The following is a 17615-nucleotide window of genomic DNA, read 5'->3' on the forward strand; positions in this document are numbered from 1 at the left end:
CGAATCTCACATACTGCTAATCTCACCTACTGCTAAGGAATCGGCTTTTGCACTCTATGCCTAAACTCTATTTTGTCGACGATGAACCCGCCATTCGAGACTCCGTAGAACAAGCCATGCTCATTGAAGGCATCGATATCGTCTGCTTTCCCAATGCTATTGAGGCATTAAAGAAAATAGATACCACGCAAGCCGGAATTGTCATCACCGATATTCACATGCCAGTGATGGATGGCATTCAATTAACGCAAAAATTACTGAGCCAAAATCCTCATTTTCAGGTCATCGTACTTACCGGACATGGTGACGTGCAAACCGCAGTATCCGCAATGAAAGCCGGCGCTTACGATTTTCTGGAAAAGCCATTTGTGGTCGATGCCCTACTCACTGCCGTTAAAAAAGCCGCAGATAAACTCGCACTGGTTGAAGAGAACAACCTATTGCGCAAAGAGTTGGCAATGCAAAATCAGGTTGGCCCAAAACTGATTGGTCAATCTCCATCAATGCAGGCATTGCGCCGAGAATTGATCACCCTAGATACCAAAACTAACCCACTTCTATTGTTTGTTGGTGATTTAGGGACGGGGAAAAGGGTCACTGCACAATACACCCATGATTTACACAGTCATCAAACCGCGGAGCTTTGCCCTGTCGCGGCGTTTAATTTGCCACGCAGTGACGAAGCGACATTCCATCAGTTTGTTTTGCAACTGTTCTTAAAGCATCAAGGTGGAACACTCTATATCCATGAAACAGAAGCGTTAACTTCGCAGCAATGGCTATGGTTAGCCGCTCTAAAACCCACTCTACTTCATGAAAACTCATGCAAGACCAATGCAACTTGTATCATTATCGCAACTACAGTAGTTCCGACTACAATTACAGGTGAACTGCGCCGATTTAATTTACTACCCTTGGCGCAAAGAACGGAAGATATTGGCTCTTTATTCAAACACTTTGCTCGTGGTGCGGCCAGTCGCTATCAGCTGCCACCCCCCGTCATTACAGAAAAAGAGATTCAGCGACTCATTGCAACGCATTGGACGGAGAACATTCGTCAGCTTCGCCAACATGCCGAACTCAGAGTGCTGACTCAAATTAAGCAGCCGTCGCTCGACAGCGATACTGATGAGCAAAATGAACTCGATATGAGCATTGAAGAGCAACAACAGTCGTTAAACCAACGCACCGATAGCTTTGAACAAATTATCTTGATTGAGGCACTACATCGCCATCAAGGTCGTTTAAAAGAGGTACAACAAGAGCTGCAGGTATCGAGAAAAACACTGTATGACAAACTAAGAAAGCACCAACTCGATAAAACGGATTTCAAGAACCGATAGGTCTTAAAAAATATATAAATTCAAAGATTTAAAGGAACAAAATCTTAACATTTATCAGAAGTAAGAATACACTCAATAAGCTTGCACTTTTATTTAGCGAACAAGGACTGTTATGAGTCAGAAAAATTTCAGCAAATTGAACGAGACCGAGCTTGAGTATGTCGATGATAAAACAGCGGCACTGCTCCTCAATACGCCCACCAGTGCGCGTATTATGTTGTGGGTGATCGTTCTGTTTTTTATTGCTGCTATTGGGTGGTCTGCATGGGCAGAGATCGACAAAGTTACCGTTGGCCAAGGCAAAGTGATCCCCTCCTCTCAGATCCAAGTGGTACAAAACCTTGAAGGTGGCTTGGTTAAAGAAATCTTAGTTAAAGAAGGCCAACGCGTTCAAAAAGGTCAACAACTGCTGTTAATCGATGACACACGATTCCGTTCTGACTTCCGCGAACGTGAACAACAAGTCGCGAACTTGACCGCCAACGTGTTAATGCTTTCCGCTTCCCTGACCAGTGTTGTCATCAATGAAGAATTCTCTGAAAAAGAATGGAAGAAAAGTGTCACTCTCGATTATGGCAAGCTTGCGTTCCCACCTAAATTCTATGAACTTCAACCTCAACTGGTTAATCGTCAAAAAGCAGAATACCGTCAAGATCTCAATAATCTGAGAAACCAGCTTTCCGTTTTTGATCAACAAGTTGAACAGAAACAGCAAGACCTAGTTGAGATTAAAGCGCGTGTTCGAAACCTAAAACAGAGCTACCAGTTTGCTCGCCAAGAACTGGATATCACCAAACCTCTCGCCGATGAAGGGGTGGTACCACGAATTGAATTACTTAAACTGCAAAGACAAGTGAACGACACTCGCCGAGAAATGACTTCGAGCGAGCTAAAAATTCCTCTTTTACGCTCAGCAATCAAAGAATCCATGCTCAGCCGTATTGACGCCGCACTGAACTTCCGCTCCGAACAACAAGAAAAACTCAATCAAGCCCAAGACAAGCTCTCTGCAATGACCGAATCTGCCGTTGGCCTAGAAGACAGAGTAAACCGTACCGTGGTGGTTTCTCCTGTAACAGGCACCGTTAAAACATTGGGTATTAATACTGTCGGCGGGGTTATCCAACCGGGTATGGACATCGTTGAGATTGTACCAACAGAAGACTCTCTATTGGTTGAAGCGAAAATCGCCCCGCAAGATATCGCGTTCCTACGCCCAGAATTGACTGCCATCGTTAAATTCAGTGCTTATGACTTCACTAAGTACGGTGGTCTAGAAGGCGTGTTAGAGCACATCAGTGCCGATACCACTCAAGATGAAGAAGGCAATAGCTTCTATATCGTGCGCGTGCGCACCGAAAAACACAATTTTGGACAGAACGAAGAGTTGCCAATCATTCCAGGTATGACCGCCTCTGTCGATATCATCACGGGTAAAAGAACCGTGCTTGAGTACATGTTGAAGCCACTATTAAGCGCTCAAAACAATGCACTAAAAGAGTAAGGACGTTTGATGTTTGATAACGCCTTTCAATACACAGCAAATAGACAAGAGCAGAGGCTATGAAGTCTCGGATTTCGCTATTGCTGCTGGTCCTCACCTCTTTCACCTCTGTGGCGCTCAACAAGAGCGACCAACGGTGGATAGATGCAGTGACCAAAACCTACGGCGATAGAGCCGGAAAGCGAGTGGCAACATGGCGCTCAAATATGACGTCATACGACGGATTAAGTGAAAAAGAGAAGCTCAGGTCGGTGAACCAGTTCTTCAACCAGATGTACTTTGTCGATGACAACATACTGTGGGGAAAGAATGACTACTGGGCAACACCACTGGAATTTTTAGGCAGCAACGCCGGTGATTGTGAAGACTTCACAATCGCAAAATACTTCTCTTTGCTTGAACTGGGCGTCCCAGATAAGAAATTACGATTAGTGTACGTAAAAGCACTGGAACTAAACCAGTTCCACATGGTGTTAGCTTACTACTCAACACCGAGTGCAGAGCCATTAATTTTGGACAACTTAAACCCTGAAATTAAACGCGGTTCCAAACGCCCAGATCTAAGACCAATTTACAGTTTTAACGGTAAAAACCTTTGGTTGATCAAGTCGGCAGCAGGCAGCGGCAAATTGGCAGGGAAATCTTCAAGATTGAGCTTATGGAACGACTTACGTTCACGTGAGCGCTCTCTAAAATTAAACAAACCCATTATCAATTACGATGAGTAGGTACAATGACTTTATATAAACAGCTTGTGGTCGGGATGGTTGCAGTGTTCATACTGCTGATGACGTCAGTTTTTATGATCGAATTCAATACCACCCGTGGATACTTAGAGGAGCAGCAACGCTCTGAGGTAAGTAATACCATTAATACTGTTGGACTGGCTCTCGCCCCTTACCTAGAAGAAAAGGACAAGGTGGCAGTAGAGTCTGTTATCAACGCCCTGTTTGATGGCAGTTCTTACTCAGTCGTTCGATTGATATTTCTCGACAGCGGTGAAGACATTCTCCGCTCATACCCTGTAAAGCCAACCGGCGTTCCAGAGTGGTTTACCAACCTAAACCTGTTCGAGCCTGTTCATGACCGCCGCGTGATCACCAGTGGCTGGATGCAACTGGCAGAAGTAGAGATCGTAAGTCATCCAGGCCCTGCCTACGATCAACTTTGGCAAGCATTCATCCGCTTATTAAGCATCTTTGGCACGATCTTCTTGCTCGGTTTAGTGTCTATCTCTTGGATCCTTAAACGCGCTTTACGCCCGCTCTCGTTGATCATTACTAAGATGGATCAGATCGCCAAGAACCAGTTTGGCGAACCTCTAGCTCGTCCAAAGACAAAAGATCTAACCTTGGTTGTCGACGGTATCAACCACATGTCGACTCAAGTTGAACTGGCATTTAAAAACCAAGCGAAAGAAGCTCAAAAGCTGCGTGAAAGAGCATATATCGACCCTGTATCTCAGCTAGGTAACCGTGCTTACTACATGTCTCAGTTAACTCAATGGTTAGAGGAGTCGAGCTTAGGTGGTTTAGCGGTACTTAAAGCGGAGTTTATCAGTGAAGAGTACGATGAAAAGGGCTATCAAGAAGGTGATGCCTTGGTTCATCAACTGGCTGAACAGCTGCAAGCTTCAATTTCATCTCCAGATATCACCATCGCTCGTATTTCTAGTGACGAGTTCGGTTTCATCATGCCAAACATTGATGAGAGCGAACTGAAACTTGTCGCGAGCAGCATCGTAAACTGTATCCAGAGCCTAGGTTCAGACCCAACAGGCACTGCGAATCCACATATTGCTCTTGGTGTGACCTACAGCAACAGGCGTAAAACCAGTACTGAAATCATGTCGCTGGTGGATAACGCACTCTCAAGTGCCAAGGCGAATCGAGAGCTGTCTTACGGCTACGTAACCGCAGACGATCACGGTGCTGTGATGGGCAAACAACAATGGCGCATGTTGGTCGAAGAAGCGATCATCAACGACCTCATTACCTTCCGTCTGCAGGCTGCAAACAATGCCTTTGGTAAAACGTATCACCAAGAAGTATTCTCTGCGATTGAAAAAGATGGCGTGCGTTACGGTGCCAACCAGTACTTATACGCGCTAGAACAGCTTGAAATGAGCCACATTCTCGACCAATACGTTATCGAGAAGATGATTGAAAAGCTCAATGCAAAAGAAGTAACCAGCCCTGTCGCTATTAATATTTCACCAAGCAGTATTTCTCAACCAAGCTTCATCCGTTGGATCGGTAAGACGCTTGAACAGAATGCTTCAATCGCTCACCTGTTGCACTTTGAGATTCCAGAAAACTGCTTCATCAACGTTCCGCACTACACGGCACTTTTGTGTAATACCATTCGCAACGCTGAAGCTGTGTTTGGTGTCGATAACTACGGACGTAACTTCCAATCACTGGATTACATCAACGAATACCGTCCAAGCTATGTGAAGCTAGATTACCTGTTCACACATAACCTTGATGACGAAAAACAGAAGTTTACCTTAACGTCGATCTCTAGAACCGCTCACAACCTAGGCGTCACCACCATCGCGTCTCGAATAGAAACTCAGACTCAGCTAGATATTCTGTCTGATAACTACGTAGAAGTGTTCCAAGGCTTCATTGTTGATAAATAGTTGTAAGGGTTATATCACATGCAAGATCCACTATTGAACTCACTGATCTACGTTAGCCGGTATTACGGGTTAGCTAACTCGCCCGAAGCGTTGATCAATGGGCTACCACTATCCGATGGAAAGCTAACCCCTTTCCTATTCCCACGCTCTGCTGAACGAGCAGGATTAGTGGCAAAAGAAAACCGTTCCGACTTAGAAAAGATTCCTCACCTGATACTGCCTGCGGTCTTACTACTTAAACAAGGTGAGGCGTGCGTTCTCAACAGTATCGATTTAGAGAAGCAAGAAGCGGAAATCATTACTGCGGAAAGCGGAATGGTGCCAATCATCATTCCTGTCGAAGAGCTGAAAGAACAATTCATCGGCCGCTACTTCTTGGTAAAGAAACAGTTCCGTTATGATGAACGTTCACCAGAAGTTCTAAAAACACGTAAAGGGCATTGGTTTTGGAGCACGATTTGGGAATCTAAAAACATCTACCGAGATGTGTTGATTGCCTCCATTCTTATCAACATCTTCGCGATTGCCGCGCCGATGTTTACACGCTTGGTGTACGACAAGGTAGTTCCCAACCTCGCCTTTGAAACCTTGTGGGTGCTGGCAAGTGGTATCTTTGTCGTGTTCCTATTCGATTTGCTGCTCAAATTGATGCGCAGCTACTTCATTGACGTTGCCGGTAAGAAATCCGATATTCTCATTTCCTCCAAACTGTTCAGTAAAGTACTGGGGATTCGTATGGAAGCGAAGCCTGCTTCTGTCGGTGCTTTCGCTAAAAACTTGCAAGAGTTCGAATCCATTCGTGAATTCTTTACCTCTGCAACCATTGGCTCGTTAATCGACCTCCCCTTCGCACTGATGTTCTTAGCGCTAATTTGGTTAATGGCTGGAAACCTTGTGTTTGTTCCCGTTGCTGGCGTGGTCATTTTGATCGTCTATGCATTGCTAATCCAAGGTCCACTGCGCCGTACCATTGAGGAAGGCTCTCGTCTTGCCTCGCAGAAGTACGCGAACTTAATCGAGAGTTTGGCAGGGTTAGAGACGGTTAAGCTGTTCAGTGCGCAAAGCCAATTCCAATTCCGTTGGGAAGAAGCCGTTGCTCACATGGCGAATTGGAATATCAAAAGTCGACGCATCACTGACAGCATCCAAAACACCGCCGGCTTTGTTCAGCAAAGTACTAACGTTGGTATGATCATCTTTGGCGTGTATCTAATTGCAGAAGGTGAACTTACGATGGGTGGCTTGATCGCTGCAACCATGTTGAGCGGCCGAGCGATTGGCCCGCTTGTTCAACTGTCTTTGCTTTCGACTCGTTACAACCAAGCGAAGTCATCAATGACTCTGATTGAGCAAGTCATGTCGATGCCAGATGAACAAGAAGAAGGTAAGCGCTACATTCACCGTCCGATTATTCAGGGCCATATCGCGCTAGATAAAGTGACGTTCCACTACCCAGATTCACCAGTGGCTTCAATTAGAGACTTAACCCTCAATATTAGTCCTGGTGAGAAAGTAGCAATCATTGGTCGTATTGGTTCAGGTAAAACCACACTAGAACGTCTGATTATGGGCCTGTACAAGCCCACAGAAGGCCATGTACGTATTGATGAAACGGATATGGAGCAACTGCATCATGTCGACGTACGACGCAATATAGGTTGTGTTCCGCAAGACAGTAACCTGTTCTACGGTTCAGTAAGAGACAACATTACTTTAGGTCGTCCTTTGGTGGATGACCGTGACGTGATGGATGCAGCAAACCGTGCAGGGGTAACCGCGTTTACTCAACAAGATCCTGCAGGTTTGGAACGCCAAGTGGGTGAAGGTGGTGCTTTGCTGTCTGGTGGTCAACGTCAGTCAATTGCCATTGCAAGAGCCTTCCTAGGACGCCCCCCAGTATTGTTAATGGATGAGCCGACCAGTGCTATGGATAACCGTTCAGAGATGCACATCAAGCACCAGCTTAACCAATTGCTACCAAGCGAGACGTTGATTCTGATTACACACAAAACGTCGATGTTGGACATTGTCGATCGAGTGATCGTAATGGAGAAAGGCTGCATCATTGCAGATGGTCCTAAAGCACAGGTTCTTTCAGACCTTAAACAAGGCCGAGTGAGAGCCGTTAGTTAGAGCGCTCAAATCACCTAAATAAATCATTATCAGTAGAAACCCAAAGGGGAGCATCAGCTCCCCTTTTTCGATTTGTCAGTATCGTAACCTTAACCATACATCACTTATGTTCAACACAAAGCCTACAAAGCAATATCCTCTTGCTCCATCTTAAACGAACATTGGATCTCGTATTGGTTGAATGAGAAAACACTTCCGCCGTGGGTCCGCTTGGTTGTGACTGTCTCATCACCAAATTGAATCGTCACTCGGGTATACACTTTTTCGTGTACCTCTACAGTGCATTCAGCAAGGTTGGTTGCAAACTCCGCTTCGAGTGTATCTAGCTGCGACTTTGTGTTTTCTATTGCGAGGTTATTCTTCTCACGTTGCTGCTCTATTTCTAGGGCTTGCTCTTCGCTTCTCTCTGCTTTCGGGCGCTTCTTAAATTCTAACTCTTGGCGAATCACACCCATGGTTTGCTCTTGAGTGTGTTTATAAGTTCCCTTCAGCTCGGCTATCTTTTGGCGGTAACCATCGTAGCGCGCAAAACCATGTACCTTAGTTGCGGTGTCTCCCTCAACACCTAAGAAGACACATTCTACTTTTCCGCCAACTTTGGCTTCACCACCGCTTAGCGTGCCGTGTTTTTTCAAACTGTCCATCACGATAAGGTTGTTACCACAGCGAATGTCATTACTCATACTGTGTACACCAAGTCGAAGGTCGTTGGCCGTTTGTAGCTCAGCATTCTGTGCGTAGCTTGCTGTGATAGAGCCTTTACTGAATACCTTACAACTTTTTGGCTCACCCTCTTTGGTCGTGTGGCCGATAATGCCTTTGGCGACTTTGATATCCCCCTGAGCTTGCACTTCGGCCGATTCGATAAAGCCACCAACCGTAACACTTCCGGTCGCCTTGACGATCATCCCCGGCTCGATGTTGCCAGAGACAAAGACATTACCTTTAAATTTAACGTGCCCAGTTGAGACATCGACGTTGCTGACACATAAGGCGTCATCCACTTCGATGGTTCGGTCTTTAATGATGGGCAATCCAGGGTGTGAGGCGAGTAGTAAATTGGGATCTTCAGGGGAGATGTAAGTGCCCTTTCCAGGCTTGATTAAACTGTCTTGTCCAGGAAGCGGTGGGATAATTCGGCCTTGAACGGTAAAGCCAGCGATACCTTTGGTAGCGGGGGTACGTTTCATTAAGTGATCATTTTGACCAACGGTAATGGTTTGTCCCAAGTCTCGCATATCAATCTTGCCTTCGTCTTTGCTGCGAGGCTTCAAGACTTGGCGAGTAATGTCTTCAACCAAAGCGGCAAACTTAGCGTCTTTACCTTTTACTGGTTGTGTCCCTTTAGCTACGGGCTGAGTAAACTTTTCCCCGGGCTTAAGTTTGCTACTCATCATCAGAACCTTTCTGAGCGCTAACTTATTTATTCCTTTTGTTATTTGAGCTTGAGATAAACACTGAATGATGTCGCTGCCACGCAGCGGGTGTCCATTGTAGGGACCAGTGACCACGAGACTCGCCAACATCTCATCATCAGACAGTTCGACCGCAACAGTGGCATTTCGAACTTCAGCAATCAAGATTCCTTCATAAGCTTCACCCTTACCTTCTTTAGCAAGAGTAACGAAACGCAACACCTCTTCTTCGAAAAGAAAATAGTTTGATGCATTCAAAGCTTCCAAGGTTGGTGGCAGCGTCTTGTTATCAAAGCTTGCGTCAACCACAGTCCCGGTTGGCAGACATGCCATTACTTGTTGCTTGTCTTCCGACAATGTAACGATGTTATCCCACATTCGAATTGAGTATCCCTAATGACTCAGTTGTTATTCAGTCTATATAATTCATTCTGCGCTGAGTATCACATTATTAGAATAATCAGCGTCACATCACTTACTTTCGATTCTGCAAACATGACTCATAAATAAGACTTACACATTTTATGATCTGCTTCGCCTTTACAAATACATAGGAAAATTTTTCAGAATATTTCGTGCGATTGAATGTTGATTCGATGTAGGGCTAGATAGTAAAGGCGAATAGCTTTAGAAGATTAAAGGCTGTAGTGGAGAGATGAAACAGAAGTGATGTAACAGATAATCAGGGTAAAAACGGATTTGAATATGGAGCTTCAGTTTACAGTGTAAATCCAAGATTCTAATTTACACTGTAAATCTAATTTGTTGCGGTCAGTCTATTTAAATGATGGCTAGCCTATTTACACTGTAAATTTGCTAACAGAGCATCGACATCTTTACGAAACTGAATCTCTGCTTGTTTTCGACCAACAAGATTAAACTGTTCGACACAAGTCCCCCACTCTTTCTGCTGAACAACCTTTGCGATGAGTAAGTCAGAAATACCTATGTTTCGATCGTTGCTGAGTAGAATCAAGTTCAGTACGCTGAAGCTGATCGCATCATAACTGTTGCCACCATTCACGTGATTTCTAACTAACTGAGTTTCAAACTCGCTAACAGTGTGAACACTCTTTGGCAGCAGCGCTCGTACCATATCGGTTTCAAGTGAAACCAAAGAACCTGAAACAAGAAAACAGTAGCTACGCTCGAAGTGATTTTGAACTTGGCTTATCCAGCCTTGAGAGTTTGAGTTAAGCGCCTTAACCATCAGAACCGAGTGACAGCCACTGGCCTGATCTCGCTGGTGGCCGATGTGCACAGCTTCAAATTCACTACCACGCCAAAAAGAAATCAATTCGCTGGTCGCGCCAAAGCTTGTCGCCAGATAATCTGCTTGGCTGGTTTGCTGTGATAACTGAGCCAACATCCAACGGCCAATACCCAAACCTTGATGACGTGCTGAAACAGCAATGCGCATAACTCGAAGGCACCGACTGGTCGCCGCCTGAGTACAGCCAAATTGGTTTGCCAGTAATACTGGAGCAAGGTGACCTTGAGGCCTGCGTTTTCCAAGTTGAATTTGAGTAATCAACTCGCTGTCCAAACCACCCTCTTCCGTCACTAACATACAACCTAAACATTTATCTTGCTGCCAAGCGGCGTATAAACGGATTGCTGGATTGTTGAGAAACTGCATTAAGTCATTAGGCGAGGTCTGATAGTGCGCATCCACAAGAAGAGAAAAACATTGTTGTAGCTGCTCAGGATTAGCCAAGCATTCTGCTTTTGATAACTCGACTAAGTTTAATTTTTTGATTGCGTCAGCAGAAAAGCCATCGAGTTCATCAACCGCCGATTCAGTGACTGATGCGTCATTACCAAGTAGAAAGCAATCAAACAACCAATCCTCTAGCGGATCTTTGTTATTCCAACGAATCGGTTGTTCGAGCTTAAAGCCTTTCCACCCCGGACGATGCTCAGAAAGCCAAGACTCAAACTTAATACCGAACCCTCGCCCACTGCCTTCGTAACCATGTACCGTGGTTGAAAAGACCATACGGTGATAGATGTCGACCATAGATTTAAGCATTGGGATTGGAATGGCAGCGGCTTCATCAACCAACAACAGATCGCAATCAGGCTTAGATTTAAGTAATTCATCTGGCGCGACAAATCTTAAACTTCCACCTTGATAAACAATGTGAGTCGCGTTAATTACTTCACACGTATCGAGTCGCTGTAACGCATGAGAAAATACGGGCTCAATCGCTTTCAAAGACGGAGCGGTAACAATAATATTTAAGCCCTGTCGCTCTGCCAAAAGCTGAGCAGCTGCAATACCCAATGTCGAACTTTTACCACGCCCTCTATCCGCAGTGAGAATCAAAGGACGTTTACGGTGTCCAGACACCACTTTTTTGACTAATTCAACAGCCGTGTTTTGCTGTTCAAATTTATCCAATCCGTTTTGGGCGCTTTGCATCTGAGGAAGAACGTGAGTTGCTTGAACTACATCGCAGGCTTCATTGTGTTGTGAAACAGACATCAGTTTATCGAAATGACGTTTTAACCAACGTTGACCAAAGCTTTCACTATCTTCAGAGGCATTAACTTTTGGCGGCAACACCAACAACAGCCCACCACCAACTAACGAACCCAACGCGGCACTAAAACCATTCGCATCGAACTGCTCTCTAAAATCACAAACAAGAACCTGACACTCACGACCAAGCAGTTGTTGGCCTTTTTTTACTGGAGCATGAATCACACCTTCAAATGGCGTACCGCCAATCTGGAAGATGCTCGGACTGTGTGAGTCTTGAAGGAAAGTAAAAACAGCTGAGTTTTGCCAATCAAATTCGCCATCAAAGACCACGCCGTAACGGTGATCGTTATGCTGAGCAATATTAGAAAGTGTATGTAGAAAAGTGTTGGTTGGGTTTGTCATAGTTAGCGTCCAGATTCATCTAAACACAGTTTATCACAGCCAAATAAAAAGCCGCATAAAGCGGCTTTAGAGGAGTAATGAAAAGTCGTCGACTTAGTCGAGCTTCGATTGTACGAAGGCGAGGATTTCTTCCATTGTTGCGTCATCAACTTTCTTAAGGTTCAACGCCAAGTTTGAACCCTTGCGGCTGTATGATACGCGGCCCTTAATAAGCTCAACTTTTGGAGAAGCTTTCTTCGCTGGCGCTGGCGCCAATTCAAGAATCCAACCTTCCAATGTTTCGGTCACGTCTTTGGTTAGACGAGTTACGCCTTGAGCTTCGCTACGCTGCCATACGAAACCTTCAGAAGCATCACACTTAGTAAGCAGTGTTTGCTGCTGTTCACTCGTCAATCCACCAAACTGCTTGTGTAGTTTAACAATTGTTGGACGACCAAGGTCGCTCACATTTGGGTAAGCTTGTAGCAATTCAAGTGGTAAAGCGGCTGCTTTCAATGCACCACTCACCAAAGCTTCACTGCACTGGAACATTTTCGCCAGTGCTTTCTGGTCTTCAGCTTCGCCTTTATCTAGCTTCGCTTGCATCTCTTTGCCCTTCTCATAAAGAGAAAGCGGTTTATGAGCGTTAGCTACGTCTGATAGGAATTTAGCGTGTTCGCCGTTAATGTTTTCAGCAACATAGATTAGGAACTCTTTGTCAGCCAAAATACATGACATACGACGACGGCTACCATCAAGAACTTCAATCTTACCGTCTTTGTTCTTACGACCAACTGCTGGGTATTGCTGACCACGTTCTTTCAATGTTGTAAGAACATCAGAAAGCGCATGCTCGTTTAAGAAAGATTGCTCACGAGCATTCTCTTCAAAAACAACCGTTCGAGTTGCCACTTCAGCCGCAGGAATTCGAACCAATTCAAATGAAACCAAATCTTCGCCAGCAACAGAAAGCTCAATCAGTTGAGCCTGTTCTTTTGCCGCTGTTTGCGCTTCTTGTGGTGTTGCTACGCGACGTTTGTTTGCTTTACCAAATAGCTTTGCATTTAAGTCAGATGTTTTAATTGCCATTGTTGTTATCCCTGATTAAGTGAAGGCCAGTTGCTATGTAATACGCGCTCTAATTCTAGAGCACTTTTTTGTACTGCGTCTTGAGCAACAGCTAGAGTTTTCTTACCGCCTTCAAAGTCGCTCACCGTTAGATCGAAAACCGTGCTGTAAGTGTCAGCACAGGTTTCAAAAGCACGGCTTCTTGGAATGGTTGCCATCATTACTTGGTCATTCAACAGGTAGTTCATTTCAGTCAGAACTGACACCTGTTTCTTGTTGTCGTCTTCAAACATGGTTGGCATTAGACGAACAAACTCGAGACCTTTCCAATCATCCGGGAACATTTCGTAAACCGTTGGTAAGTGCTGGAAGAAGTTAACCGTTGAAGCCCAATCCAAACGCTTAGCTGCACATGGAATCAGAAGTGCGTTCGACGCGTACATTGCATTCCATACTAGAGGGTCAACGTGCGGGCCGGTATCAATCATAATCACATCGAAATCATCGGCGATTTTGTCGATAAGCTTCTCTTTTAACAGACGAACAATATCAAGTGACTGATCTTGTGAAAGGCTTTGCCACGCTTCAGCGTTAAACATCGCATCTTCTGGGAAAGCAGAAATTGTCTTCAGGTTTGGATACTGAGTTGGCAATAGTACGTTCTTACGAAGAAACTCTAGATCGACATCTTGGCCTTCAGGCACGTTGTCCAACATGATATCGACGGCAGAATAGATGCTGTCGTGCTCTGCCCCACTAATTTGTGGATTTAGGAACAGACGCAAAGAGCCCTGTGGGTCCAAGTCAATCAGACAGATACGGTAGCGCTTATCCAAATTCAGAGACAAACAAGCGGCTAAGTGAACTGCTGTCATTGATTTACCCGTACCACCCTTCTGGTTTTGTACGTTGATAATCCATGGCTTATTGTCAGCGTGCTGCTTACGTTCGTGGAACTTCGGCACTTCTGCCGCGTCCATCAACATGTGAGCTTCTGTCAATGAAATCGAGTAATGATTAGCGTTGTTCTTTGTGAACTGATGGCCATCAGCTTCAAGTTTAGTGATCGCTTCATCGAGCTTACGACGCGTTAAACCAGAACGAGTCTCCATCATAGCTTTAGACATTGGAGGGAAATGTTCATCACTTCGCTCTTCCAAAATAATCTCAATTCGGTCAGCCTGAACTTGTTGAGTTTGTTCGGCTAGCTGATAGAGCTTATCAATCGTTTGTTCTCTTTTCATTGCCAGTTTCCGTAATGATTAACTAAGTACAAATTGTACAGCGATTAACAACAAACACAACAAAAACATGAACATACATTTATGAGTAAAATCACATAAAATAGACCGCGTTTTTACAATTTGATGAAACATCGCCTTAGACAAACACAAAAATGACTGTTTCTATCATGTATAACCATGCTATTTCTAGTCTACATTTTAAATGTTACAGCATCACTTATTTACAATGTAAATGGAATTTCAACGAAAAACCTTCGGAACGATTGAAATACAACCGTAGATTACGGTTGGTGTGATTTGCATTCGAATTTGTAGATTTTCAATCCAATAAAAATTAAAAAACACTCAATGACCAAAAAATTCAAAACAGAAGAGAAGATGGGGTGTCAAAAAACAACAGAGGATTGGAACCTAACCGGAAGAATGATCATGGAGCACATCCAGTGTAAGATAATTGATAACGCCAAATTATGAAGCATGATCAAGGCGTAAACTGAGCAATATTGATCCGAGCAACTGCACATTGAAAATGATCAACCTCCGGAAAAATGATCAAGTAAACATAGTTCCGGAAGCATGTAATTTATGAACTAAGTTACGGACAAATGCTTTTGGAATGGGGATTCAACGCCTATAAGGGCTCAATGATTGAAAATTCAATCGACACAGACCAAGAATACACAAACATGACAATTTCATGATCATGCTTCCTAGTTAAGACCCACCCGCTCTAAATACATCAAAGCAATCCATTTCCAGCGGATAGAGACTAAATTTTGCACTCAATAGGGTAGGAACGATAAAAAAGTATGCTCTCTTGATCATTGTTCCGATAGATTGGCCACCACAAGTGTCCACTTAGACAAGTCAAAAGCGACTTAGAAACCGATGTTGAATTCCGATCTGTGGATAAGCTGTATAAGTATAATGATCATGCTTTCGAACCAATAATGATCATGCTTACAATGACTTAATGATCATCGTTCTGATGTTCTGTGATCATGCTTTCTTAAGTTTAATGATCATAGTTTCGGAACCTTTATGATCATGCTTTCCAAGGCGATTTATTTTAATGCTTTAAATTCAGCTGCTTATAAGCAAAGTTACGTCCAGATCATTAGATCACTTAATCATTTAAGATCATATTAATCAAAAAGATCAGTTATTTAAAAGCCAATAAATTCTCTTTATTTATGATCATTCTTTCTTTATCATTCAGGAACTATAGTGAAATTACGGTTAGTGTGATACGGATCAAAAATGAAACCAGAAGAGAAATTGTTAATTAAGGCACGAAGCCACAAAGATGGTCATTTATTTGAGGTATCTGAAACAGCCGTTGAATGGATAGAACAATATCAACACTTCAAAGGTGTCACCAAAAGCATAGTTGAGCTTCTTAACCTAATTTCACTTCGTGGGTTTAGCAGTAAAGACGGGTACGTTTCCACCACTGAGATTATTGAATCAACCGATGGTCAAGTCACTCGCGCAGCCTTACAGCAAAGGCTGAGAGCTGCAGTTAATATCGGATTGTTCAAACAAATCCCCGTTCGCTTTGAAGAAGGCCTTGCTGGTAAAACCATGTTGCATCGCTTTGTGAACCCAAACCAATTGATATCGGTGCTGGGTGCCACCAGCTTAGTGACAGAAAGCGTGAAGCAAAATGAAAAGCAAAAGCGCTCTAAAGCCCTAGCTCAAACCAAAGTAAACAAGCGCTTACTGAATGAACATGGGTTGAATACCCCACCAACGATGAAAGATGAAGCGGATCAATTCATTGTTTCGCCAACCAATTGGGCGGGGATTATTGATCAAGCGTTAGCGCCACCTAGAACTCGTAAGAGCTACCAGAAATCCATGGTTTCGATCTCTGGCACTCGAGCTGTGATCGAGACAAGATCTTCTAAAAATATCATGACCGTTGACGATCTGATGACGTTATTCGCGTTATTCACGCTCACCGTTCAATATCATGATCACCACCAAGATGATTACCATCTAGACGCGAAACACACGCCGAACAAAACACCACTCTACATCACTGATATTTTGTCTTTACGTGGCAAGAAAGACAGCGGCCCTGCTCGTGATTCGATCCGCGATAGTATTGATCGTATCGAATTCACGGATTTCCAACTGCACGAGCTTACAGGCCGTTGGCTTAGTGAGAACATGCCAGAAGGCTTTAAGAGTGATCGTTTCCGATTCTTAGCTAGAACCATTACCGCATCGGAAGAAGCGCCTACAGAAGGCTCTGACGGCGAAATTCGCATTAAACCGAACCTATACATCCTGGTTTGGGAGCCTTCGTTCTACGAAGAGCTGCTGACGCGTGACTATTTCTTCCTATTTCCGCCAGAAATCCTGAAGCAACATACCTTGGTCTTCCAAATGTATTCGTACTTTAGAAGCCGCATGGCACGTCGCCATTCAGATAGCATGTTGCTCAGTGAGCTCAACCAGAAATTGGCGCGTAACATCGATTGGCGTCGTTTCTCGATGGATCTGATCCGCGAGCTCAGAAAATTGGGTGAAGTCGGGGATCAAGAAGATACCTTCCTGGTTAATCTATGGGGTTATCACTTGACGATCACCGCGTTGATCGAAAAAGGGAAAACGACCGATTATCAGGTAGATATCAAATGTAATGTGGAAGAAGTATTACGTTACTCAAGAGCGCGTACCACTAACGCAGGTAAGCGTAATATGGCACCAACGCTACCGAACCCACTTCGTAACGAAATGGTGTCTAAGCAGAAACTGGAAGAGCTGTCTGAGATTATCGATGGTGAGTTTGAACCCATTCAGCGTAAAGCACCGTCGCCAAGAGGCAAATTGGGACGTCGAGTTAAGCAGCGTAAACACTCTGTTGAGATCAACGCTGACGAGATCATGATTACTCTCTCTAAATATACCTCTGCAGAGGCTCTAGAACGCAGCATAACGGCTTTATCTGCTATGACAGGGCACTCACATGCCTCAATCAAAGAAGAGTGCTCAGAGCTCATTGAGAAGCTTGATTGGTTGAGAGTAGGGGAGGACGTTATCCCATACGAAACACTGAGTCGCTTGATTGAGCTATATAACGACCGAGATAGCACCAGCAATCGACATCTGTCCATTGAACGTTTGATCTCTGGTTTAGCGGTGCGTCGTAAAGTGTGTAAACAAGTTCATGAAGGTCATTTAGACGAAAACGTGTTCCTTGCGCTCGATGAAATGGCGATTGGCCACTAGTCATTATCCTATCGCGATAAGCCTGTTTTACCGTCGCTGAATGGATAGTTTTGAACACATTAGGTGCTGATTAAAATCGCACCTAACGCTGACAAAGTGATGACAAAGTAGCGCATCTAGTTGATTATTATTTATCCCGAATAGACAACCTTTGT

10 protein-coding genes are annotated in these 17615 nt (G+C 44.2%); 6 read left to right on the forward strand and 4 right to left on the reverse strand.

The features are described 5' to 3' along the window. The first annotated feature begins 56 nt into the window (after nt 1-56). From AB4161_RS08915 to AB4161_RS08935, 5 genes are all read left to right on the forward strand, one after another. On the forward strand, nt 57-1343 hold the full coding sequence (locus AB4161_RS08915) for a sigma-54 dependent transcriptional regulator (protein ID WP_017061205.1): 1287 nt from the start codon (nt 57-59) through the stop codon (nt 1341-1343). Between the two features lie 112 nt (nt 1344-1455). Further along, entirely contained in the window at nt 1456-2847 is a 1392-nt protein-coding gene (locus AB4161_RS08920) for an HlyD family type I secretion periplasmic adaptor subunit (protein WP_017061206.1), read from the forward strand. A 59-nt stretch (nt 2848-2906) separates the two neighbouring features. After that, nucleotides 2907-3575, forward strand: a complete 669-nt coding sequence (locus tag AB4161_RS08925) for a transglutaminase-like cysteine peptidase (protein WP_019823329.1) — start codon at nt 2907-2909, stop codon at nt 3573-3575. Nucleotides 3576-3580: 5 nt separating this feature from the next. Then, complete coding sequence (locus tag AB4161_RS08930; protein WP_372083234.1) at nt 3581-5491, forward strand: LapD/MoxY N-terminal periplasmic domain-containing protein; 1911 nt, start codon at nt 3581-3583, stop codon at nt 5489-5491. Between the two features lie 18 nt (nt 5492-5509). Then, nucleotides 5510-7624: a type I secretion system permease/ATPase gene (locus AB4161_RS08935; protein ID WP_017065144.1), complete on the forward strand. Its 2115-nt coding sequence runs from the start codon at nt 5510-5512 to the stop codon at nt 7622-7624. 122 nt (nt 7625-7746) lie between these two features. On the opposite strand, the gene AB4161_RS08940 is transcribed toward AB4161_RS08935, so the two are convergent. The 4 genes from AB4161_RS08940 to AB4161_RS08955 form a co-directional block, all read right to left on the reverse strand. Further along, nucleotides 7747-9417 carry a DUF342 domain-containing protein gene (locus tag AB4161_RS08940; RefSeq protein WP_372083235.1) on the reverse strand — a complete coding sequence of 557 codons (1671 nt, stop codon included), beginning with the start codon at nt 9415-9417 and terminating at the stop codon, nt 7747-7749. A 418-nt stretch (nt 9418-9835) separates the two neighbouring features. Further along, nucleotides 9836-11929 carry a GNAT family N-acetyltransferase gene (locus AB4161_RS08945; protein ID WP_372083236.1) on the reverse strand — a complete coding sequence of 698 codons (2094 nt, stop codon included), beginning with the start codon at nt 11927-11929 and terminating at the stop codon, nt 9836-9838. Nucleotides 11930-12022: 93 nt separating this feature from the next. Next, nucleotides 12023-12997 carry a ParB/RepB/Spo0J family partition protein gene (locus AB4161_RS08950; RefSeq protein WP_372083238.1) on the reverse strand — a complete coding sequence of 325 codons (975 nt, stop codon included), beginning with the start codon at nt 12995-12997 and terminating at the stop codon, nt 12023-12025. Nucleotides 12998-13002: 5 nt separating this feature from the next. After that, the gene (locus AB4161_RS08955) at nt 13003-14220 is read right to left on the reverse strand and encodes a ParA family protein (protein WP_017061213.1); all 1218 of its coding nucleotides are present in this window, start codon (nt 14218-14220) and stop codon (nt 13003-13005) included. A 1260-nt stretch (nt 14221-15480) separates the two neighbouring features. Between AB4161_RS08955 and AB4161_RS08960 the strand changes: the two genes are divergently transcribed. Next, nucleotides 15481-17460 (forward strand): replication initiator protein RctB domain-containing protein, encoded by a 1980-nt coding sequence (locus AB4161_RS08960; protein WP_017071247.1) that lies wholly within the window; start codon nt 15481-15483, stop codon nt 17458-17460. The last annotated feature ends 155 nt before the right edge of the window (nt 17461-17615 follow it).

Source organism: Vibrio sp. 10N.286.51.E5 (assembly GCF_041469125.1).
Lineage (GTDB): Bacteria > Pseudomonadota > Gammaproteobacteria > Enterobacterales > Vibrionaceae > Vibrio > Vibrio crassostreae_C.

Bases quoted from the DNA above. Each gene is read 5' to 3' on its own strand.
- AB4161_RS08915 (WP_017061205.1), top strand. From the start codon at position 57: ATGCCTAAACTCTATTTTGTCGACGATGAACCCGCCATTCGAGACTCC.
- AB4161_RS08920 (WP_017061206.1), top strand. From the start codon at position 1,456: ATGAGTCAGAAAAATTTCAGCAAATTGAACGAGACCGAGCTTGAGTAT.
- AB4161_RS08925 (WP_019823329.1), top strand. From the start codon at position 2,907: ATGAAGTCTCGGATTTCGCTATTGCTGCTGGTCCTCACCTCTTTCACC.
- AB4161_RS08930 (WP_372083234.1), top strand. From the start codon at position 3,581: ATGACTTTATATAAACAGCTTGTGGTCGGGATGGTTGCAGTGTTCATA.
- AB4161_RS08935 (WP_017065144.1), top strand. From the start codon at position 5,510: ATGCAAGATCCACTATTGAACTCACTGATCTACGTTAGCCGGTATTAC.
- AB4161_RS08940 (WP_372083235.1), bottom strand. From the start codon at position 9,417: ATGTGGGATAACATCGTTACATTGTCGGAAGACAAGCAACAAGTAATG.
- AB4161_RS08945 (WP_372083236.1), bottom strand. From the start codon at position 11,929: ATGACAAACCCAACCAACACTTTTCTACATACACTTTCTAATATTGCT.
- AB4161_RS08950 (WP_372083238.1), bottom strand. From the start codon at position 12,997: ATGGCAATTAAAACATCTGACTTAAATGCAAAGCTATTTGGTAAAGCA.
- AB4161_RS08955 (WP_017061213.1), bottom strand. From the start codon at position 14,220: ATGAAAAGAGAACAAACGATTGATAAGCTCTATCAGCTAGCCGAACAA.
- AB4161_RS08960 (WP_017071247.1), top strand. From the start codon at position 15,481: ATGAAACCAGAAGAGAAATTGTTAATTAAGGCACGAAGCCACAAAGAT.